We start from the raw sequence: 19,440 nt of genomic DNA on the forward strand, positions 1-19,440 counted from the left end.
CCGCGCGTAGGAGGCTGTCCCGCGCGTAGGAGGCGTTCCCGCTCGTAGGAGGCGTTCCCGCTCGTAGGAGGCCGTTCCTTCCGGCCCCCTACGAGCGGATCGGCAACCCAGGCCGCGTGCGATGGGAGGGATCGCTCGGGCGGGCGCGCGGGCGAGGGACGGGAGCAGGAACGGACGGGAGGCGCGGTGCCAGCCGGCGCCGCGCCTCCCGTCCGTCGTGGGGTCGCGTCAGTCCTGCGCGGTCGGCTCGTAGTGGCGGGCACCACCGCGCACGCCCGCGAAGCGGTACGGCGCGGCCGTGACGCGCGGACGCTCGACGTCCTCGCTCGTCGCGGCGCCGGCGGCGTGCAGCTCCCGGTAGGCGTCGACCGTCAGCGGGACGCGTGCCTCGAGCAGCGCACGGACCCGGCCCTCCCGGCGGTGGGAGCGGTAGTCGGGTCGGACGATGCCGGTGATCAGCTCACCGACGCTGCCCGAGCCGTAGCTGAACAGGGCGATCCGCTCCCCGGCCAGGTCGTCGTCGAGGTCGAGCAGCGCTGCGAGCCCGATCCAGAGCGACGCCGTGTAGGTGTTGCCGGTCTGCTTGTTGTAGGTGAAGCCGATCGCGAGCTCGGACTCGTCGAAGGGCACGCCGACGTGCTGCGTGAGCTTCCGGTGTGCCTTGAGCGCCATCTTCGTGAACGGCTGGTGGTGGACGAAGCGCACGATGTCCTCGTACGCCGGGCCACCCTGCGACGCCAGGTCGTCCCACGCCCCGACGAACGCGTCGACGTAGGCGCTGACCGACAGCCGACCGTCGACGAGCGCGGTCGAGCGGTCGTTCGGTCGCCAGAAGTCGTCGACGTCGGCGGTGAAGACGCCGGCGGCGGGCTCGATCTCGACCAGGTCGGGGTCAGCGGACACCAGGATCGCGGCGGCACCGGCGCCCTGCGTGGGCTCGGCGGCGGTGTCGACGTCGTACCGCGCCACGTCGGCGGCGATGACGAGCACCCGCTCGTGCGGGGCGCGCGCGATGATGCCGAGGGCGAGCTGCACGGCGGCGGTCCCGCCGTAGCAGGCCTGCTTGAGCTCGACCACGCGGACGTTCTGCGGCAGGCCGAGCAGCCCGTGCACGTAGACGCCGGCGGCCTTGGACTGGTCGACGCCGGACTCGGTCGCGAACAGCACCGTGCGGATGCCCTCGACGCCGTGGCGGTCGATGACCTCCTTCGCTGCGGCGGCGCCCATGGTGACGATGTCCTCGTCGGGGGCGGGCACGCTGAAGGCGTCCTGGCCGATGCCGACGTGGTACTTCGCCGGGTCGACGCCGAGCCGTTCCGCCAGGTCGTCGAGCTCGAGCACGTGGTGGCCGGTCGCGATCGCGATGTCGTGGATGCCGACGCGCAGGGTCTGCTGCGGTGCGGGCTGCTGCTGATCGGTCATGCTGCACCTCCTGCGGGCTTCGACCCGCGACGTTCCATGGCAACGTGCGCCGCCATCAGCTCCCCCGGGTTGGTCTGCGCGGCGAGCAGCGACAGCTCACCGCAGAGCACGGTCGCGGCGCACAGGGCGGCCAGGCGGCGGGCGTTCGCCCCGGGCTCGCGGTCCTCGCGGCAGCCGAGGCGCACCAGGGCGTCCTCGACGACGGGCAGGTCCCCGCCCTTGCCGTTGCCGACCGTGCCGACGATGAGGTGCGGCAGCGCGGTGGAGAAGTACAGGTCGTCGCCGCGGGCCTCGGCGTAGGTGATGCCCTGGGAGCCCTCGACGATGTTCGCGGCGTCCTGCCCGGTGGCCAGGTAGAAGCCGAGGAGCATGTTCGCGTAGTGCGCGTTCGCGGAGCGCAGGGCCCCGGCGATCGTCGAGCCCACCAGGTTCTTCGCGACGTTGAGCTCGGCGATGCGCTCCGCACTCGAGCGCAGCCGCTTCTCGACGATCTCGCCCGGGATGACGATCTCGGCGATCGTGTTCCGGCCACGGCCACGGATGCCGTTCACCGCGGTGGCCTTCTTGTCGGTGCAGAAGTTGCCCGAGACGCTGACGTACCGCAGGCCCGGCTCCCACGCGAGGATCGCGGGCAGCAGCTTGTCCGCCGCCTGCGTCACCATGTTGTGGCCGGAGGCGTCGCCGGTGGTGAACGCGAAGCGCAGGAACAGCAGGTCGCCGACGATCTCGGGGTGCACCTCGATGAGCTTGGCGAACCGGCTCTGCCCGGCGACGATCTGCTCGAGCTCGTCCTGGCGCGCCAGGATCCGCCCGGCGGCGATGTGCGCGGCGGCCGCACTGTCGGCCTTCACGACGACCGAGCGGGTCATGCGCTCGTCGACGACGGTCGCGACGATGCCGCCCTCGACCATGCGCGAGACGCGGGCCCCGCGACCGACGGACGGCCACAGCGGCGACTCGTACGTGGCGAGGGGCACCTCGTGCTCGCCCTCGACGGCGTTGCCGCTCACACGGATCGGCCCCACCCACTTCGTGGGGATCGGGGTCAGCAGGTCGGTCATTCGACGCTCCCTTCGGGCGCTTGCACCGCGACGCTGAGGTGTCTGATGTCGTGCGCCTCCCAGGCGCGGTGGATGCCGGCGAGGTCGGTGTCCGCCGGGACGAGCGCGATGCCGCAGTCGCCGCCGCCGGCGCCGGACGGCTTCGCCGCCCCGCCGGCCGACTCGACCACGTCGCACAGGGTCGCGAGCCGCTCGGTCTCGATCTGCGAGCCCACGGACGCGCCGAGGCGCTGCATGAGCACGCGGGCGCGGCGGAGGGCGTCGAGCGTGGTCGCCGCGTCGCCGGTCCGGAGGCCCGTGGTCAGGTCGTCGACGCAGGCGCGGCTGTCGTCGAGGAACGCCTGGTACCCGCCGTTGCGGTGCTTCCGGACCACGCTGACGAGCTTCGTCGTCGACGCCGGCGAGCCCGTCCAGCCGACCAGGAGTTCGAGGTCCTTCGGTGCGGGCAGACGCTGCACGTCGAAGCCGCTCCAGGCGTCGGTGTCGTCGAGGATCGCGGTCACGGAGCTGCGGTCGAGCATGGCCACCAGGCGCTCGCGGTCCGGTGCGCTGTACCGGAGCCAGCCGCCGAAGGTGCTCGCGGCGAGGTCGCCGCCGGACGCCCGGGGGTTGACCCGGACGGTCGCGAGCAGGGCGACCCGGAAGCGGTCGCGCTGGGAGAGCCCGATGCCGTAGAACCGGTCGAGTGCGCCGACCGTGGCCACGGTGACCGCGGCCGAGGACCCGAGCCCGAACTTCCGACCGCTGGCGTCGTCGAGCTGGCTCTCGATGCGCAGGTCGTGGAACCTCGGCGCGATGCCGCGCTCGGCGCGGAGCTTCTCGACGAGGTCGATCGTCGCCATGACGTAGTCGTAGGGGTGGTGCTCGCGGTCGAGCGCCAGGCCGTCCTCGTCGCGGGTCCACGTCAGTGGCAGGTGCCCGTACTCCTCGGAGTGCACGCTGCCGGCACCGTGCCCCTCGCGCACCCGGGCGGTGATGGCCCGGTCGAGGGCGATGAGCACGGACGGCTGCCCGGGCTCGACGACGGCGTACTCGCCCGCGACGAACAGCTTGCCGTGGGCGCGGAACTCGATCACTCGGCGGACTCCTCCGGTCGGACGACACCCACTCCGGGCGCCTCCGTTCCTTCGGAGCGGACGACCCGTGCGCCTGGTCCGGTGCCGGACTCGATGACGTCTCCCAGGCCGGCGAGCGCGGACGCGACCGTCCCGCGGTCCTCGGGCTTCGTGAGCACCACCACGTTCGGTCCGGCGTCGGCGGTGGCGTAGGCCTCGGTGCCGGCGGCGCGGAGCTCCGCGACGGCGTCGAACACGGCGACGCTGCGGGCGTTCAGGTACCGGATCGGCGGGAAGGCGCCCTCGATCGTGGCGTGCATGCGGAGCGCGTTGCTCTCGGTGAGCTCGCCGATGCGGGTGAAGTCCCCGGCGGCACAGGCGTCGAGCACCTCGCCCACGGTCTCGGTCGTCGACGTCACCCAGGCCGGGTAGAACGGCGAGGTCGCGATCGTGCGACGCATCGCCTCGCGCGAGCCGATCGCCTTCTCGCCGGCCGAGATCGTCACCACGACCATCGCCATCGGCGGGGCGGGCACGCGCTCGGCGTACGAGCCCTGGTCGTCGCCCGCGTGCCAGACCGCGACACCGCCGGGGATCGACCGCGTGGCCGACCCCGAACCGCGTCGGGCGAGCCGGGACAGGTCCCGCTCGGACAGGTCGAGCCCGTACGCCGCGGCAGCCGCGGTCGCGAGCGCCGCGAAGCCGGACGCACTCGACGCCAGGCCCGCACCGGTCGGCACGGTGTTCGCGGAGACGACGGCCGCCCGGTCGGAGGACCCGGCGAGCTCGCGCACGAGGTCGAGGAACTGCTGCACGCGGAGCAGTGCGCCCTCGGGAGCAGCGCTGCCGTTGAGCACGAGCGAGTCGGTCTCCGCCGCGCCGTCGAGGGTGACGGTCGTCGTGGTCGGGAAGACGTCGAGGCCCATCGACACGCTGCCGGTGGCGGGCAGGGCGAGCTGCGCGTCGGCCTTGCCCCAGTACTTGACGAGCGCGATGTTGGGGTGCGCGACGGCGGTGGCGGTCATCAGGCGCGGGCTCCGATCGTGGTGGTCCAGGTCTCCGTCGCACCCGCGGCACGGAGTGCGGCGGACACGCGGTCGGCGTGCTCCCCGTCCGCGACGAGCGCGAGGACGCATCCGCCGCGCCCACCGCCGGTGAGCTTCGCGCCGAGGGCGTCCGCACGGCGTGCGGCGACGACGAGCCGGTCGAGGTCCGCGCTCGACACGTCGAGTTCGGTGAGCAGTTCGTGCGCGGCGTCCATCGTGGCACCGAGGGCCTGGGCATCGCCGTCCTCGAGTGTCCCCCGCGCGCGTCGCGCGAGGTCACCGATGGCCTCCACGACGGCGCCCACCGAGGCGGGGTCGGCGTCGTGGCGTTCCCGGACGGCGGCCACTGCCTCGCGCGTGTGTCCGGGGACGCCGGTGTCCGCGACGACGAAGGTGAAGACCGCGCCGAGCGGGACGGGCTCGACGACACCGCCCTCGAACCAGACGGGGACCTCGGCGACGACCCCTCGCGCGTCGAGCCCGGACGGCCGACCGTGCGCGACGCGCTCGCACTCCTGCACGAGCTCGTGGTGCTCCTCGGGGTCGAGGGTCCGGCCGAAGGCGTCGGCCAAGGCAGCGGTGACGGCGGCGGCGACCGCGGCGCTCGACCCCATGCCTCGCGCCGTCGGCACGGCGCTGTCGACCCGCACGTGCACGTGCTGGTCCTCGGCGCCGAGGTGCCGCAGCGTCGCCGTGACGGCGGTCACCGTCGGCAACACCGCGGCGGGGGCGGTGTCGAGCGGCCCGGTGTGCACGGTCGACTCGAGTCGGCTGCCGTCGTCGGACGCCACCGGCGTGACCGTCGCCGTCACGCGGACGTCGAGCACGGGGAGCACGAGTGCGGGTACGCCGTAGACCACGGCGTGCTCGCCGATCAGGATCGTCTTGCCGTGGGACGACGCGGTGCCGGTGCGGAGGGGGATCCCTGCGCTCGGGGTCGCGGTGCTGTCGGTGTCGTGGTTGGTCATCGTGGCTCAGGTCAGCCTAACCGGCCAGGCACCCGGACGTCCGTCTCCGAGCTGCGAACAACCTGATTGTGCACAACTGGGTTGCGTGCAACACTGGTCGCATGCCGGTGACCGACGAGATGGTGTGCTTCTCGCTGTACGCGGCGTCCCGGGCCACCACCCAGGCGTACCGCGCACTGCTCGAGCCCTGGGGTCTCACCTACCCCCAGTACCTCGTCCTCGTGACCCTGTGGATCGAGGGCGACCAGACCGTCTCGACGCTCGGCGACCACCTGCAGCTCGACTCCGGCACCCTGTCGCCGCTCCTGCGCCGCATGGAGCAGACCGACCTGGTCCGCCGTGAGCGCCGCAGCAGCGACGAGCGCGTCGTGACGGTCACCCTCGGCGACCGCGGCCGGTCGATCCGTCCGGAGCTCGCGCACGTCCCGGCCCGCATCGCAGCCGGGATGGGCCTGTCCGACGAGCACGCCGCACTCGAGCTCATCGCGACACTCCAGCGCCTGACCGCGACCATGCACGCCGCGGTCGACGACGCCGGCACCACGACCCCCGACGCCCCCACCGCGTCGGACGACTGACCCCACGAAGGAAGGAAGGACCCCCATGGACGTCCTCTACACCGCCGAGGCGCTCGCCACCGGCGAGGGCCGCAACGGCCACGTCGCCACCAGCGACGGCCGCGTCGAGCACGATCTCGCCATCCCGAAGGAGATGGGCGGCTCCGGCAACGGCGCGAACCCCGAGCAGCTGTTCGCCGCCGGGTACGCGGCCTGCTTCCACTCCGCACTGCAGGGCGTCGCCCGCGCGCAGAAGGTGAAGATCACCGACTCCACCGTCGGCGGCCGCGTCTCGATCGGCCCGAACGGCCAGGGCGGCTACCAGCTCGCTGTCATGCTCGAGGTCGTCATCCCCGGCGTGGAGCACGACCAGGCCCAGGCCCTCGCGGACGCCGCGCACCAGGTCTGCCCGTACTCGAACGCCACCCGCGGCAACATCGACGTCACCATCGTCGTCTCGGAGGACTGACCCATGACCGACACCACCCCCACCACCATGCGCGCCGTCGTCCACGGGACCTTCGGTGAGCCGGCCGACGTCCTGACCGTCGCCGAGCGCCCCGTCCCGCAGCCCGGCCCCGGCCAGGTGCTCGTCCGGACGGTGCTCTCCCCGATCCACAACCACGACCTGTGGACGATCCGCGGCACCTACGGCTTCAAGCCCGAGCTCCCCGCCGCCAGCGGCACCGAGGCGCTCGGCGTCGTCGAGGCACTGGGCGAGGGCGTCGACCGCCTGCAGGTCGGCCAGCGCGTCGCCGGCGGGACCTTCGGCGTCTGGGCCGAGTACTACGTCGCCGACGCGGCCGGGCTCGTCCCCGTCCCCGACGCGATGCCCGACGAGGCCGCCGCGCAGCTCGTGTCGATGCCGTTCAGCGCGATCAGCCTGCTGCACTCGCTCGACCTGCACGAGGGCGACTGGATCATCCAGAACGCCGCGAACGGCGCCGTCGGCCGCATGGTCGCGCAGCTCGGCAAGGCACGCGGCATCAACGTGATCGGCCTGGTCCGTCGCGCCGAGGGCGTCGAGGAACTGCGCGAGCAGGGCATCGACCGCATCGTCGCCACGGACGCGGACGACTGGAAGGACCAGGTCGCCGCGATCACGGGCGGCGCGCCGATCATCGCCGGTGTCGAGTCCGTCGGTGGCAAGGCCGCCGGCGACATCGCCTCGGTGATGGGCGAGAACGGAACCCTCGTCGTGTTCGGCGCCATGGCGTCGCCCACGCTCGAGATCCCGTCGGGCAAGGTCATCTTCGGCCAGCTGACGGTCAAGGGCTTCTGGGGCGCGGTCGTCAGCAAGACGATGCCCGGTGAGCTCAAGGGCCAGCTGTTCGGCGAGCTGATCACGCGCGTGCTCGACGGTTCGCTCACGCTCCCCGTCTCGGAGACCTTCGTCTTCGAGGACGCCCGTGACGCCGCTCGCGCCAGCGACACCGCCGGCCGCGTCGGCAAGGTGCTCCTGCGCCCGTAGCGGTCCCCGGTACGGACGGGAGGCGCGGTGCCGGCTGGCACCGCGCCTCCCGTCCGTCACGGGATCCGTCGACGGTCACATCGCTTCCTTCAGCCCCCTCCGCACCAGCAGCGCGTTCATCGGGTACGAGCAGACGAAGCCGGCGACCATCGCGACCTGCATCGCGACCCAGAACTCGGGCGTGAGCACGCCGACCCGGCCACCGAGCACTGCCGGCAGCAGCGCGAACTGCAGCATCGCCATCGCGCCGTACATGCCGACCTGCCACGCGGTGATGCTGAGGGTGTCGGCCTTCAGCGCGGCGACGAGCCCGTCCCGCCAGCCGAGCCCGCGCATCGGCGCGATCGCCGCGTACTGGAACGCGATGCCGACGACGAACGCGATGACGAAGTCGATGGTCCACCCGGCGAAGATGCGGTCCTGGTAGAGCGTGCCGAGCCCGACGAGCGTGCCGAGCGCTGGGAACGCGACGAGCCCGAACTCACCGACGAGGTCACCGAGCGCGCACCCGGCGCCGCAGTGGCTCGTGTCGATCGCGGTGCCTGCCCACCGTCCGTGGCCGTCCACCGTCGCGCGGCCCCGACGCAGGTAGAACACGAGCCAGACCACGCTGCCGAACAGCATCGTCAGCGGCCAGACGAGCGCCATCACCCGCATCTGCGGCGGGTGCCGGACGACGTCGACCGCGACGAACACCGCGCACGCGATCGCGACGGCCAGCAGCCCCGCGCAGACGAGCGTCAATGCCGGCGGCAGATCCTCCAGCTGCAGTTCCGTCATCGCGTGCGCCTCCCGGTGATCGTTGTCCCGTGACAACGACGCACCGTACACACCTGGTCAGCTCCACCTGTCGGGCTCGCGTCCCCCGGCGACCGGACGACACGACGGGAGGCCCGTGGCGGTGTCGCCACGGGCCTCCCGTCGTGTCGCTGGGCCTACCGCCGCGCCTGCTTCGCGGGGACCGTGAAGATGTTGCCGGTGGTGACGCCCTCCTCGACCTCCTCGAGGGTGCGGCCGCGGCTCTCCGGCACGAACTTCCAGATGAAGACCAGGGCGAGCACGCCGACCACGGCGAAGCCGAAGAAGGTGCCGGTGATGCCGGTCGCGGCCACGATCGTCGGGAAGTACAGCCCGAGGAACGCGTTCGCGATCCAGAGGCAGAACACCGCGATGCCCATGCCCAGCGCGCGGATCTGCGTCGGGAAGATCTCCGACAGGATCACCCACGTCGCGATGTTGAGGAACGTCTGCATCGAGCCGACGAACGCGACGACCAGGAAGAGGATCACCCACGGACGAGCGGGGTTGCCCTCCACCAGGGTCATCGACGCGATGCCGATGAGGAAGTGGCACACCGTCGTCAGCGAGTAGCCGAGGATGAGCGTCGTGCGACGGTTGATGCGCTCCATGTTGGCGAGGGCGATCACGCCACCGACGACCGCGATGACACCCGGGGCGATGTTCGCGATGAGAGCCGCGGACTGCTGGAACCCGGACTCGATCAGGACGGTCTGGCCGTAGTACATGATCGAGTTGATGCCGGTGAGCTGCTGCGCGACACCGATGCCCGCGCCGATGAGCACGATCCGGATCAGCCACTTGTTGCCGAGCAGCGTCCGCCAGCCACTGACGCGCTGGACCTTCGCCTCGAGGTCGTTGGTCCGCCTGATGTCGTCGAGCTCGGCCTTGGCACGCTCCTCCGACCGGATCTCGCCCAGCACCGACAGCGCCTCGCCGTAGCGGCCCTTCGACGCGAGCCAGCGCGGCGACTCCGGAACCCGGAGCATGCCGATGAAGAGCGCGACGGCAGGCAGGGCGCAGACGGCGAGCATGACGCGCCAGACGCCGTTGCCCTCGCCCCACAGGTTGCCGATGACCGCGTTGACCACGAACGCGGCGAGCTGCCCGATCACGATCATGAGTTCGTTCCGCCCGGACAGCGATCCGCGGATCTCGTAGGGCGCGAGCTCGGCGAGGAAGACGGGCACGACCGTCGACGCGCCGCCGACCGCCAGGCCGAGCAGGACCCGGCCGACGACCATGACCCCGAAGGCCGGAGCGAAGACGCAGGTGAGCGTGCCGACGAAGAACGTCACGGCGAGCAGGATGATCGTCTTCCGACGCCCCCAGCCGTCCGCGATCCGCCCGCCGAGCATCGCGCCGACGGCTGCACCGAAGAGCAGCGAGCTCGTGACGACGCCCTCGGTCAGGTTCGTCAGGCCGAGCTCCTCCTTCATGGGGAGCAGCGCGCCGTTGATCACACCGGTGTCGTAGCCGAAGAGCAGACCACCGAAGGTCGCGACGAGGGCCAGGACGCCGAGACGGCGACGGTGGGGCCCCTCTCCCACCGGTGGAAGTGCGACGTTCGGTGCTGTCGGCTTGATGTCGACCATTCGATGACTCCTTCGTCGGGTGACTGCGCGGCGTTGCGTGCAGCGATCGTATCCCGATTCCATGTCCTGTCAATTGGACATTCTGTCGACCTGACGTTTGGACCGATCCAAGAAACGCCTGATGAGCGAGGGAGCGGTCCAATGTGTCCCGGTCCGGAACCATTCTGGCCGACGGCTCGACGAGGCACCGACGGCCGAGCGGTCGTCGGACGCCGGTGCGACTCAGGCGGGGTCGGTCGGACCGTCGCCGAGCACGTCGCCGAGCGAGGCCATCCCCGCCCCGTGGTCGGTGTACCGGCGGACCGTGCGGCGGGCCGCGGCGCTCGCGGCCCCGCCGAGCGTCGGGTTCCGCCGAGCGGCGTCGGCGACGCGGCCCGCGTGGCCGGCGGTCGACAGCAGGACGTTCGCCAACGCACGCGCCGCCCCGGGCTCCGGGACGCCGGTGACGGTCCAGGCGCTGCGGAGCTGCTCGTCGGGCGTGACCCCGCGGCGGGTGCCCATCCGGTGCCAGTCCGACAGTGCTCCCTCGGTGCGCTCGGCGGCTCGTTCGACCTCGCCCGCGCGCCGGCGCTGGACGGCACGCGCGGCGTCGACCGAGGCGTCGTCCGTGCCGTGCTCGCGACCCTCGACCGCGGCGGCACGCTGCCGGGCCTCGGTGTCGTCGCCGCCGGCCTCGGCGATGCGAGCGGCGTGGGCGGCGGCTGCGGCAGCGAGGATGTCGTGGCGGTCCATGCCTCGACGGTAGCCGCTCGTACCGACACCTGTGCCCCCGGACACATCCGCTCGTCCCCGCTCCTCCCCGCCCCGGGTCCGGCAGTAGCATCGGGACCCGAGGGGGAATCATGAACCGAACCGTCGCGACCGGCGTCACCGCCCTGGTCGTCGCCGTCGCGCTGTCCGGTTGCTCGCTGCTCGGCGGGACCGACGGAGCGCTCCCGGCGCCCTCGGTCCCACCGACGGCGAGCAGGACGCCCGCACCGACCGCCACCGCGACCGAGGACCCGGACGCCGCACGGCTCGAGGCCTCGGCGACGCCGCGCGCACCCACCCCGGTCGCGAGCGAGGCGGCCGTCCCCGACCCCGTGCTCACGCCCGTCCCGGCCGGCACGGTCCTGGCCGAGGGCGACGTCGCGTCACCGAAGGGCAGCATCCACTTCCACTACCGGGTCGTCGCGGACGGGGACGACACCTTCACGGCGCAGTACACCGGTGTGACCTCGTCCCTCCCGGTGCCGATCGGCGTCGGCTTCTTCGAGCGTGACCGGCAGGTGGGCGACGGCCTGACGTACCCCGGCGTGGGCGACGCCGTGCTCGGCGGTCCGACCCCGGCGCCCGTGGGAGCGGACGTGCCGCTCGACGGCTCGGGCGTCGACCCGTCGGGGCTCGTGACGCTCGTGGTGTCGTCGGCGGCCGGTGCCGCGCAGACGGACCTGCCGATCGAGATCGCCGGCGGCAAGGTGCTCGCGGTCGCGCCCGTGCGGTGGTCGGTGCCCGAGCGGCAGACGAACGTGCACCCGGTCGACGGCGGCGCTCGGGCGAACGCCGCCGGTCCGGTCACGGCGACGTCTACCTCGGGAGCGCCCCGGTCCTACACGGTCGCTCCGGACGACCTGATCGGCGACGTGGCCGCACGCTTCGGCATCAGCGTGAAGGCACTCGTCTGGCTGAACGCCGACGTGCAGGTGTTCGGCGACGACCAGTACCTCTACGAGGGCACGACGCTCAACCTCGACCCGCTCGCCCGCTGACGCGCGCTGCGCGCTTGCCGAGTCTCGGCCTGCGCGACACTCCTCGCGGCGAGCGGGCCGAGAAGTGTCGCCCACCGCGAGTCTCGCCCCGGGCGCCCCGGGCGCCCCGGGCGCCCCGCGGCACGCGGCACGCGCGCACGCGACGGACGGGAGGCGCGGTGCCAGCCGGCACCGCGCCTCCCGTCCGTCAGGTGCGCGCCCTACTCGCCGCGCAGCTCCAGGTACTTCGCGATGAGCGCCTTCGTCGAGGAGTCCTGCGACGCGAGCGCGTCCTGGTCGCCGTCGACGGCCGGTGCGATCTGCAGCGCGAGCTGCTTGCCGAGCTCGACGCCCCACTGGTCGAACGAGTCGATGCCCCAGATGGTGCCCTCGGTGAACACGATGTGCTCGTACAGCGCGATGAGCTGACCGAGCACGCTCGGGGTGAGCTCCGGCGCGAGGATCGACGTGGACGGCTTGTTGCCCGTGAAGGTGCGGGCGGCGACGATCCCCTCGTCGGTCGTGCCCTCCGCGCGGACCTCGTCGGCGGTCTTGCCGAACGCGAGCGCCTTCGTCTGGGCGAAGAAGTTCGCGAGGAACAGCGCGTGGACGTCCTGGCCCGGCTGCACGGCCCCGCCGTCGCCGGACTCGTCCTTGAGCGGACGGGCCGGCTTTGCGACCGTGATGAAGTCCGCGGGGATCAGGCGGGTGCCCTGGTGGATGAGCTGGTAGAACGCGTGCTGGCCGTTCGTGCCCGGCTCGCCCCAGAAGACCTCGCCGGTGTCCGTCGTGACGGGCGAGCCGTCCCAGCGGACACGCTTGCCGTTCGACTCCATCGTGAGCTGCTGCAGGTACGCGGCGAAGCGGTGCAGGTACTGCGTGTACGGCAGGACCGCGTGGCTCTGCGCGCCGAGGAAGTTCGTGTACCAGACGTTGAGCAGGCCCATCAGGACGGGGACGTTCTGCTCGAGCGGCGTGGTGCGGACGTGCTCGTCGACCGCGTGGAAGCCGGCGAGGAACTGCTGCCAGTTCTCCTTGCCGATCGCGATGACGACCGAGGTGCCGATGGCGGAGTCGACCGAGTAGCGGCCGCCCACCCAGTCCCAGAAGCCGAAGGCGTTCTCGGGATCGATGCCGAACGCGGCGACCTTGTCGAGCGCGGTCGAGACGGCGACGAAGTGCTTGGCGACGGCGTTCGACTTCTCGTCGTCCGACGCGTCGGTCAGGCCCAGGCGCTCCCACAGCCACTGGCGGGCCAGGCGGGCGTTCGTCAGGGTCTCGAGCGTGCCGAACGTCTTCGACGCGACGATGAAGAGCGTGGTCTCCGGGTCGAGGTCCGCGGTCTTCTCGTAGATGTCGGCGGGGTCGATGTTCGAGACGAAGCGCGCCTCGAGCCCGTCCTGCACGTACGGCTTGAGCGCCTCGTAGACCATGACCGGGCCGAGGTCCGATCCACCGATGCCGATGTTCACGACCGTCTCGATGCGCTTGCCGGTGACACCGGTCCACGAGCCGTCACGCACCTGCTCCGCGAAGGCGTAGACCTTGTCGAGGGTGGCGTGCACGTCGGCGTCCACGTCCTGCCCGTCGACGACCAGCGCCGGCTCGATGCCCTCCGGACGACGGAGCGCGGTGTGCAGGACGGCACGGTCCTCGGTCACGTTGATGTGCTCGCCGGCGAGCATCGCCCGGAAGCGCTCGGCGACGCCGGTGTCCTTCGCGACCTGGAGCAGGGCGCCGAGGATCTCGTCGTCGACGAGGCCCTTCGACAGGTCGACGGTCAGGTCGGCGGCCTGGAACGTGTAGCGCTCGGCACGACCGGGGTCGCTGTCGAACCAGCCGCGCAGGTCCGGGGTGAAGCCGTCGGCGATGCCGGCGAGCTTCTTCCAGCCGTCGGTCGATGTGGGGTCGACGGGAGCGGATTCGGTCACTTCGGTCCTCCTGGGTACCTTCAAGACGTACTGGACCGCGGGTCACCGCAGCGCTGCGTCGCGGACCACGTCCGAGCGTAGTGCGCTCCGGCAGGTGACGTGCACAGTCGCCCGGGAGGCACGGTGCACGTCCGCCCCGCCGGTCACGCCGTCGACGCCGCCGGTTCCTCGGCCGTGGCCCGGAAGCGCCGCAGGCGCAGGCTGTTCGTCACCACGAAGACGGACGAGAACGCCATCGCCGCACCCGCCAGCACCGGGTTCAGCAGTCCCGCCATCGCCAGCGGGATCGCCGCGACGTTGTACGCGAACGCCCAGAACAGGTTGCTGCGGATCGTGCGGAGCGTCGCCCGCGACAGCCGGACCGCGTCCGCCACGACGGTGAGCCGCCCGCTCACGACGGTGATGTCGCTCGCCGCGATCGCCGCGTCGGTGCCGGCTCCCATGGCGATGCCGAGGTCCGCGGCCGCGAGTGCCGCGGCATCGTTCACCCCGTCGCCGACCATGGCGACCGTCCGCCCCTCGGCCTGCAGCCGTCGGACGGTCTCGAGCTTCGAGGCGGGGGTCGCCCGGGCGTGCACCTCGTCGATGCCGAGCCGGACCGCGACGGCGCGGGCAGCGCCCTCGTTGTCGCCGGTGAGCAGCACGGGACGCAGACCCAGCGCGACGAAGCGCCGAACGGCCTCCGGCGCCTCGGGCTTCACGGTGTCGCCGACGACGACCGCGCCGATCACGCTGCCACCCCGTGCGACGAGGACCGCGGTCCCACCGTCAGCCTCGGCCGCGTCGACCCGTCCGGCCAGCGCGTTCGGCACTGGCACGGCCCACGCCTCGGCGAGCCACCGAGCGGTGCCGACGACGACGACCTCGCCGTCGACGAACGCCTGCGCTCCGGCACCGGGCGTCGCGGTGAACTGCTCCGCCGTCGGTACGACGACGTCACGCGACCGTGCCGACCGGACGATCGCCCGCGCGACGGGGTGCTCGGAGCCGTCCTCGACCGCAGCGGCCACGGCGAGCAGGGCCGCGTCGGCGTCCGGTGCGCCGTCGACCGGCAGGACCGCCGACAGGCGCATCTCCCCGGTCGTCACGGTCCCGGTCTTGTCGAGCACGATCGTGTCGACGGCACGCGTCCGTTCGAGGGCCTGCGGTCCACCGATCAGGATGCCGAGCTGCGAGCCGCGGCCCGTACCGACGAGCAGGGCGGTCGGGGTCGCGAGCCCGAGGGCGCACGGGCAGGCGATGATCAGTGTCGCGACGGCAGCGGTGAACGCCGCGGTCAGGGAGCCACCGGCGACGAGCCAGCCGACGAACGCGACGACCGCGAGGCCGATGACGACGGGCACGAACACCGCCGAGACGCGGTCGGCCAGCCGCTGCACGGCGGCCTTGCCGGTCTGCGCCTCCTCCACGAGGCGGCCCATCCGGGCGAGCTCGGTGTCGGCGCCGACGGCGGTGACCTCGATCACGAGCCGCCCCCCGACGTCGATGGTGGCCCCGGTCACACGGTCGCCCGGACGGACCTCGACCGGCACGCTCTCTCCGGTGAGCATGCTGAGGTCGACGGCGGAGGAGCCCTCGCGCACGACGCCGTCGCTCGGGATCCGTTCCCCCGGCCGGACGACGACGACGTCCCCGACGACGAGCGACGCGGCGGGCACACGGGTCTCGACGGGCCCGGACGGCCCGTCGCGGAGCACCGAGGCGTCCTTCGCGCCGAGTTCGAGCAGCGCACGCAGGGCCGCTCCGGACCGCTGCTTCGCCCGGGCCTCCATGTAGCGGCCGGCCAGGATGAACACCGTGACGGCAGCCGCCACCTCGAGGTAGAGGTCGCTCGCCTCGGGGTCCGTGGCGAACCACGAGAAGGTCATGTGCATGCCCGGCCGACCGGCGTCGCCGATGAAGAGCGCGACCAGCGACCACCCGAACGCGGCGAGGACGCCGAGGCTGACCAGGGTGTCCATGGTCGCGGCGCCGTGCCGGGCGTTCACCCACGCGGCACGGTGGAAGGGCAGCGCGCCCCACACCGCGACCGGCGCCGCCAGCGCCAGGGCCGCCCACTGCCAGTTCGGGAACTGCAGGACCGGCACCATCGAGAGCAGCACCACGGGCACGGCGAGCACGGTGGAGACGACGAGCCGCTGCCGCAGGGGCGCGGTCGCGTCGTCACGGGTCTCGGCGTCGGCTGCGTCGTCGTCGGCTCCGGGCGCCGGCCGCCGCACGTGCTCGGTCGCGCCGTACCCGGCGGCCTCGACCGCCGCGACGAGCGCCGCGGTGTCGACCGCGTCCGGGTCGGTCACCGACACCTGCGCCTGCTCGGTCGCGTAGTTCACGGTGGCGGTGACACCCGGCAGCTTGCCCAGCTTCCGCTCGACACGGTTCGCGCACGAGGCGCAGGTCATCCCCGTGATGTCGAGCTCGACGACGCCCTCGCTCACCGGGCCACGACCTCGTACCCCGCCTCCGCGATCGCGCCGCGCAGGGCGTGGTCGTCGATCGGGTGGTCCGACGTGACGGTGACGGACGACGATCCGCCCGGCACCAGGTCGACGGCGACGTCGGTCACGCCGGCGAGCTCGGAGACCTCCTCGGTCACGCTCGCCACGCAGTGCTCGCAGGTCATCCCGGTCACGGCGACGGTCTCGGTGGTCATGGGTCCTCCTCGGTGTGTGGTGGTGGTGGTGTGGTCAGGAACGGACGAATCGGGCAATCGCGTCGCTCGCCTCGCGGAGCTTCGCGTCGGCGGTGTCGCCGCCCTCGGCCACGGCCTCGGCGACGCAGTGGCGCAGGTGGTCCTCGAGCAGCGACAGGGCGACCCGCTCGAGCGCGCGGTTCGCCGCCGAGATCTGGGTCAGCACGTCGATGCAGTACGTCTCGTCCTCCACCATGCGGGCGATCCCGCGCACCTGCCCCTCCGCGCGGCGCAACCGCTTGAGCAGGTCGTCCTTGTCCTCGATGTACCCGACGTGCGCGTGTGGTGCTGCTGGCATCCTGACCTCCACCTCTCCGAACACGGTACCCCCCTGGGGTATTTCGATCGCAGCGGAGCACGCCGACGCGGAGACTTCCCTGAGAATCTGTCACTGAGCGCTGGCGTCCCTCGTCCGCACGGGAGACGGTCTGCGCGGCCCGGCGGATCATCGTCAGCATGCGGATCGAGGCGGTGCACCGGACGGGAGGCGCGTGGCGGGCACGGCCGCGCGCCTCCCGTCCGGCACCCGTCGCGACCGACGTAGGAAGCGCGCATCCCGGACAGTGCTGGCATGATGCGCGGGTGAGCACCTCGTCGACGAACGGTTTCCGCCGCCTGCGGTTCACCGAGAGCGACGGCACCGACTACGGCCGGATCTTCTCGGCCGAGTACAACGGCCGCGACCTCGGCACCGAGACCTACGTCGCCGAGGGCACCCGGTACGAGTACACGATCGTGGGCGACGACGACGTCACGCTCCGCACCATGCGCGCCGAGGGCGGTCGTCGCGGCGGCGTGATCGGCCCGCGCAACGACCACGTCGTGTTCTGGCTCACCCACGGACGCCTCGAGATGCACTTCGCGGACCGCACGCGCGTGATCGAGCCGGGAAGCCCCTACATCGCATCCGCGTCCGAGGCGTACCGCTTCGAGTCGGCCGACACCGTCTACAACGGACTGCACGTGTCGGACCCGTTCCTCCGGTCGGTCGGCGCAGGACTCGGCTACCGCCTGCCGGACGGTCCGCTGCTGTTCGACCAGCAGGACGAGACGATCGCCCGGCGCGAGCCGCTCCGTCGCCTGGTGCAGGACCTCGCACCCGCGCTGCTCGACGACCGTGTGGTCGGTCCGATGCGGACAGCACTGAACCGGCGGCTCGCGGTGGTCGTGCTGGACACCTTCCCGATCCGCAACCGGGGTCAGGACGTCCCCGTCGCGAACCGACTGCGCGACGCGATCCGTCACATCGAGGCGCACGCGCACGACCGCCCCTCGGTGCCCGACATCGCCGCCGCCTGCGGACTGAGCCAGCGCGGGCTGCAGGACGTCTTCGCACGGACGCTCGGCACCACACCCAACCGCTTCATGCGCGACCACCGGCTCGACTGCGTGCGTCGCGAGCTGCTCCGTGCAGCCGGTGACGAGGGCGTGACGCCGGTCGCCCGACGGTGGGGCTTCACCAACCCCGGTCGCTTCGCGGCGGCGTACCGGGAGCGCTTCGGGGAGGACCCGGCCGCGACGCTCCGGGGGTCGCGCGCCGCACGACCCGAGTCCGGACGGACCTCCTGGCGGGTCCGACGAGCCGTGGCGCACATCGTCGAGCACGCCGGGAGCGACCTGACCGTCGACGACATCGCGGACGCGGCGGGGGTGCGTCCGCGCCGGCTGCAGCAGCTCTTCCAGCAGGAGTGCGGGCTGTCCCCGATGGCGTACGTGCGCTCCGTGCGCGACGCTGCGTCGCGCAACACCGGGGCCGGTATCGGCGGCACCGACTGACGACTCCTCCGTCGGGGTACACGGAGAACCGGCGTTCTGGCGCTTCTCCTGGAAGACCGCTGGAACCCGGGACAGCCGCGTGACGAACCTCGGTGTCAGCCCGTCTCATCCGTGAACAGCATCCGCTGGGAACGAGTCCCGGCGGGCACTCGAAGGGAGCCTCCAATGGCTGACACCACCACCACCTCGACCACTCCGGCGACCGCTTCGGCGGCGTCGCGCTCGGCCGTCCAGAACGGTTCGGGCACTGCGGGCAAGACCACGATCGACGACACCGTCGTGTCGAAGGTCGCCGGCATCGCCGCGCGTGAGGTCAACGGCGTGCACTCGCTGGGCGGCGGCGCCGCTCGTGCGATCGGCGCGATCCGCGACGCGATCGGTCAGCGTGACCACGGTCAGGGCGTCAAGGTCGAGGTCGGCGAGAAGCAGGTCGCCGCGGACGTCGTGATCGTCGCGGAGTACCCGGTGTCGCTGCAGCAGGTCGCGGACGGTGTCCGTTCGTCGGTCGCTCGCGCGCTGGAGCAGATCGTCGGCATGGAGGTCGCCGAGGTCAACGTGACCGTCCAGGACGTCTTCATCCCGGGGGATGACGACGACAGCGACGAGAAGAAGGAGTCCCGCGTTGAGTAACACACTCGTCGGCGCGCTGATCGGCGCCATCCTCGCCGTCGTGGCACTGCAGTTCGGGTTCTGGGGCTTCGTCCTGGTGGTCGTGTTCGGTCTGATCGGTGCCCTCGTGGCCGCGATCGCGACGGGCAAGATCGACCGTGGTGCCCTGACCGACGTGCTGACCGGACGCCGGAGCTCCCGGTGAGCGCCGGCCCGGGGAGCCTCCCGGTGAGCGCGGTCCCGGGCCGGGTCGAGATCACTGCCCGGGCGCTGACGGCGCTGGCCCGGGCCGTCGCAGCGGAGCGTCTCGGCGCTCCCGCGAAGCGGCTCCGGGTCGGGGTGGAGGACCACGACGGCGCGCTCGCGCTCGAGGTCACCGGCCCGATCGCCGCTGGCGGAGACGTCGTCTCCGCGGCGTCGGCGGCTGCGGACACGATCCGTTCCCGCGTCGGGGACCTCTCCGGTCGACGGGTGGGTCGGACCCACATCGAACTGACCGGGATCGTGCGTGCGCACGAGGGCCGGGTCCGGTAGGAGGAGGCAAGCATGAGCACCGAACAGCTCGAGAAGCGGCTGCGTCGTCGCAGCATCCACCGGTCCCGGTCCACCGCCCTCGCGATCACCCTGGTCGTCGTCGCACTGGTCGCGGCGTGGATCGGCACCGAAGCGGTCCTCAAGGCCATCGGACAGGGCCCGCTGCTGGCGGACCCGCAGACCGTCGCCGACACCGCCCTC

At 72.3% G+C, this 19,440-nt stretch carries 20 protein-coding genes and 1 pseudogene; 9 read left to right on the plus strand and 12 right to left on the minus strand.

Annotated elements, in window-relative coordinates; translation table 11 throughout:
• Positions 1-228: 228 nt before the first annotated feature.
• Genes ACIPEQ_RS11325 through mvk form a run of 5 tightly spaced genes read right to left on the minus strand, consistent with a single transcriptional unit; the run spans position 229 to position 5,552 of the window.
• Positions 229-1,422 carry a hydroxymethylglutaryl-CoA synthase gene (locus ACIPEQ_RS11325; RefSeq protein WP_402715229.1) on the minus strand — a complete coding sequence of 398 codons (1,194 nt, stop codon included), beginning with the start codon at positions 1,420-1,422 and terminating at the stop codon, positions 229-231.
• Complete coding sequence (locus tag ACIPEQ_RS11330) at positions 1,419-2,483, minus strand: hydroxymethylglutaryl-CoA reductase (protein WP_209679324.1); 1,065 nt, start codon at positions 2,481-2,483, stop codon at positions 1,419-1,421. The genes ACIPEQ_RS11325 and ACIPEQ_RS11330 overlap by 4 nt, the downstream gene beginning before the upstream one ends.
• The gene (locus tag ACIPEQ_RS11335) at positions 2,480-3,559 is read right to left on the minus strand and encodes a phosphomevalonate kinase (protein ID WP_402715230.1); all 1,080 of its coding nucleotides are present in this window, start codon (positions 3,557-3,559) and stop codon (positions 2,480-2,482) included. The genes ACIPEQ_RS11330 and ACIPEQ_RS11335 overlap by 4 nt, the downstream gene beginning before the upstream one ends.
• Positions 3,556-4,563, minus strand: coding sequence for a diphosphomevalonate decarboxylase (gene mvaD / locus ACIPEQ_RS11340; protein WP_402715231.1), 1,008 nt, complete (start codon positions 4,561-4,563; stop codon positions 3,556-3,558). Before mvaD ends, ACIPEQ_RS11335 begins: the two co-directional genes overlap by 4 nt.
• The gene (gene mvk / locus ACIPEQ_RS11345; RefSeq protein ID WP_402715232.1) at positions 4,563-5,552 is read right to left on the minus strand and encodes a mevalonate kinase; all 990 of its coding nucleotides are present in this window, start codon (positions 5,550-5,552) and stop codon (positions 4,563-4,565) included. The genes mvaD and mvk overlap by 1 nt, the downstream gene beginning before the upstream one ends.
• Before the next feature lie 101 nt (positions 5,553-5,653).
• Between mvk and ACIPEQ_RS11350 the strand changes: the two genes are divergently transcribed.
• Genes ACIPEQ_RS11350 through ACIPEQ_RS11360 form a run of 3 tightly spaced genes read left to right on the plus strand, consistent with a single transcriptional unit; the run spans position 5,654 to position 7,580 of the window.
• Positions 5,654-6,130, plus strand: coding sequence for a MarR family winged helix-turn-helix transcriptional regulator (locus ACIPEQ_RS11350; RefSeq protein ID WP_402715233.1), 477 nt, complete (start codon positions 5,654-5,656; stop codon positions 6,128-6,130).
• Positions 6,131-6,155: 25 nt separating this feature from the next.
• The gene (locus ACIPEQ_RS11355; protein WP_126891364.1) at positions 6,156-6,578 is read left to right on the plus strand and encodes an organic hydroperoxide resistance protein; all 423 of its coding nucleotides are present in this window, start codon (positions 6,156-6,158) and stop codon (positions 6,576-6,578) included.
• Positions 6,579-6,605: 27 nt separating this feature from the next.
• Positions 6,606-7,580, plus strand: coding sequence for a zinc-binding dehydrogenase (locus ACIPEQ_RS11360; protein ID WP_402715260.1), 975 nt, complete (start codon positions 6,606-6,608; stop codon positions 7,578-7,580).
• Positions 7,581-7,655: 75 nt separating this feature from the next.
• On the opposite strand, the gene ACIPEQ_RS11365 is transcribed toward ACIPEQ_RS11360, so the two are convergent.
• From ACIPEQ_RS11365 to ACIPEQ_RS11375, 3 genes are all read right to left on the minus strand, one after another.
• Positions 7,656-8,360 carry a DUF4396 domain-containing protein gene (locus tag ACIPEQ_RS11365; RefSeq protein WP_402715234.1) on the minus strand — a complete coding sequence of 235 codons (705 nt, stop codon included), beginning with the start codon at positions 8,358-8,360 and terminating at the stop codon, positions 7,656-7,658.
• Positions 8,361-8,515: 155 nt separating this feature from the next.
• Positions 8,516-9,973 carry a sugar porter family MFS transporter gene (locus ACIPEQ_RS11370; protein WP_250367645.1) on the minus strand — a complete coding sequence of 486 codons (1,458 nt, stop codon included), beginning with the start codon at positions 9,971-9,973 and terminating at the stop codon, positions 8,516-8,518.
• Positions 9,974-10,195: 222 nt separating this feature from the next.
• The gene (locus ACIPEQ_RS11375) at positions 10,196-10,705 is read right to left on the minus strand and encodes a hypothetical protein (RefSeq protein ID WP_402715235.1); all 510 of its coding nucleotides are present in this window, start codon (positions 10,703-10,705) and stop codon (positions 10,196-10,198) included.
• 110 nt (positions 10,706-10,815) lie between these two features.
• On the opposite strand from ACIPEQ_RS11375, the gene ACIPEQ_RS11380 reads away from it, so the two are divergent.
• Complete coding sequence (locus ACIPEQ_RS11380) at positions 10,816-11,721, plus strand: LysM domain-containing protein (RefSeq protein WP_402715236.1); 906 nt, start codon at positions 10,816-10,818, stop codon at positions 11,719-11,721.
• A gap of 200 nt (positions 11,722-11,921) precedes the next feature.
• On the opposite strand, the gene pgi is transcribed toward ACIPEQ_RS11380, so the two are convergent.
• From pgi to ACIPEQ_RS11400, 4 genes are all read right to left on the minus strand, one after another.
• Positions 11,922-13,631 carry a glucose-6-phosphate isomerase gene (gene pgi / locus ACIPEQ_RS11385; protein ID WP_402715237.1) on the minus strand — a complete coding sequence of 570 codons (1,710 nt, stop codon included), beginning with the start codon at positions 13,629-13,631 and terminating at the stop codon, positions 11,922-11,924.
• A gap of 143 nt (positions 13,632-13,774) precedes the next feature.
• Complete coding sequence (locus tag ACIPEQ_RS11390; protein ID WP_402715238.1) at positions 13,775-16,066, minus strand: heavy metal translocating P-type ATPase; 2,292 nt, start codon at positions 16,064-16,066, stop codon at positions 13,775-13,777.
• Positions 16,063-16,281, minus strand: coding sequence for a heavy-metal-associated domain-containing protein (locus ACIPEQ_RS11395; RefSeq protein WP_126892667.1), 219 nt, complete (start codon positions 16,279-16,281; stop codon positions 16,063-16,065). Before ACIPEQ_RS11395 ends, ACIPEQ_RS11390 begins: the two co-directional genes overlap by 4 nt.
• A 34-nt stretch (positions 16,282-16,315) precedes the next feature.
• Positions 16,316-16,618: a metal-sensitive transcriptional regulator gene (locus ACIPEQ_RS11400; protein ID WP_402715239.1), complete on the minus strand. Its 303-nt coding sequence runs from the start codon at positions 16,616-16,618 to the stop codon at positions 16,316-16,318.
• 284 nt (positions 16,619-16,902) lie between these two features.
• Between ACIPEQ_RS11400 and ACIPEQ_RS11405 the strand changes: the two genes are divergently transcribed.
• The 5 genes and pseudogenes from ACIPEQ_RS11405 to ACIPEQ_RS11425 all read left to right on the plus strand — a co-directional run.
• Positions 16,903-18,096, plus strand: coding sequence for a helix-turn-helix domain-containing protein (locus ACIPEQ_RS11405; protein WP_126892665.1), 1,194 nt, complete (start codon positions 16,903-16,905; stop codon positions 18,094-18,096).
• A gap of 165 nt (positions 18,097-18,261) precedes the next feature.
• Positions 18,262-18,726: an Asp23/Gls24 family envelope stress response protein gene (locus ACIPEQ_RS11410; RefSeq protein ID WP_402715240.1), complete on the plus strand. Its 465-nt coding sequence runs from the start codon at positions 18,262-18,264 to the stop codon at positions 18,724-18,726.
• Positions 18,719-18,910, plus strand: a complete 192-nt coding sequence (locus tag ACIPEQ_RS11415; RefSeq protein ID WP_126891821.1) for a DUF2273 domain-containing protein — start codon at positions 18,719-18,721, stop codon at positions 18,908-18,910. The genes ACIPEQ_RS11410 and ACIPEQ_RS11415 overlap by 8 nt, the downstream gene beginning before the upstream one ends.
• A gap of 23 nt (positions 18,911-18,933) precedes the next feature.
• The gene (locus ACIPEQ_RS11420; RefSeq protein ID WP_209678089.1) at positions 18,934-19,239 is read left to right on the plus strand and encodes a hypothetical protein; all 306 of its coding nucleotides are present in this window, start codon (positions 18,934-18,936) and stop codon (positions 19,237-19,239) included.
• A 12-nt stretch (positions 19,240-19,251) separates the two neighbouring features.
• A pseudogene (locus ACIPEQ_RS11425) lies at positions 19,252-19,440 on the plus strand (hypothetical protein); the annotation flags it as partial.

It is taken from the genome of Curtobacterium sp. NPDC087080, assembly GCF_044745105.1.
GTDB lineage: Bacteria > Actinomycetota > Actinomycetes > Actinomycetales > Microbacteriaceae > Curtobacterium.

What these genes read in the sequence shown, in the direction of transcription:
- ACIPEQ_RS11325 (WP_402715229.1), bottom strand. Translation starts at nt 1,422, where the DNA reads ATGACCGATCAGCAGCAGCCCGCACCGCAGCAGACCCTGCGCGTCGGC.
- ACIPEQ_RS11330 (WP_209679324.1), bottom strand. Translation starts at nt 2,483, where the DNA reads ATGACCGACCTGCTGACCCCGATCCCCACGAAGTGGGTGGGGCCGATC.
- mvaD (WP_402715231.1), bottom strand. Translation starts at nt 4,563, where the DNA reads ATGACCGCCACCGCCGTCGCGCACCCCAACATCGCGCTCGTCAAGTAC.
- mvk (WP_402715232.1), bottom strand. Translation starts at nt 5,552, where the DNA reads ATGACCAACCACGACACCGACAGCACCGCGACCCCGAGCGCAGGGATC.
- ACIPEQ_RS11350 (WP_402715233.1), top strand. Translation starts at nt 5,654, where the DNA reads ATGCCGGTGACCGACGAGATGGTGTGCTTCTCGCTGTACGCGGCGTCC.
- ACIPEQ_RS11355 (WP_126891364.1), top strand. Translation starts at nt 6,156, where the DNA reads ATGGACGTCCTCTACACCGCCGAGGCGCTCGCCACCGGCGAGGGCCGC.
- ACIPEQ_RS11360 (WP_402715260.1), top strand. Translation starts at nt 6,606, where the DNA reads ATGCGCGCCGTCGTCCACGGGACCTTCGGTGAGCCGGCCGACGTCCTG.
- ACIPEQ_RS11365 (WP_402715234.1), bottom strand. Translation starts at nt 8,360, where the DNA reads ATGACGGAACTGCAGCTGGAGGATCTGCCGCCGGCATTGACGCTCGTC.
- ACIPEQ_RS11370 (WP_250367645.1), bottom strand. Translation starts at nt 9,973, where the DNA reads ATGGTCGACATCAAGCCGACAGCACCGAACGTCGCACTTCCACCGGTG.
- ACIPEQ_RS11375 (WP_402715235.1), bottom strand. Translation starts at nt 10,705, where the DNA reads ATGGACCGCCACGACATCCTCGCTGCCGCAGCCGCCGCCCACGCCGCT.
- ACIPEQ_RS11380 (WP_402715236.1), top strand. Translation starts at nt 10,816, where the DNA reads ATGAACCGAACCGTCGCGACCGGCGTCACCGCCCTGGTCGTCGCCGTC.
- ACIPEQ_RS11395 (WP_126892667.1), bottom strand. Translation starts at nt 16,281, where the DNA reads ATGACCACCGAGACCGTCGCCGTGACCGGGATGACCTGCGAGCACTGC.
- ACIPEQ_RS11400 (WP_402715239.1), bottom strand. Translation starts at nt 16,618, where the DNA reads ATGCCAGCAGCACCACACGCGCACGTCGGGTACATCGAGGACAAGGAC.
- ACIPEQ_RS11410 (WP_402715240.1), top strand. Translation starts at nt 18,262, where the DNA reads ATGGCTGACACCACCACCACCTCGACCACTCCGGCGACCGCTTCGGCG.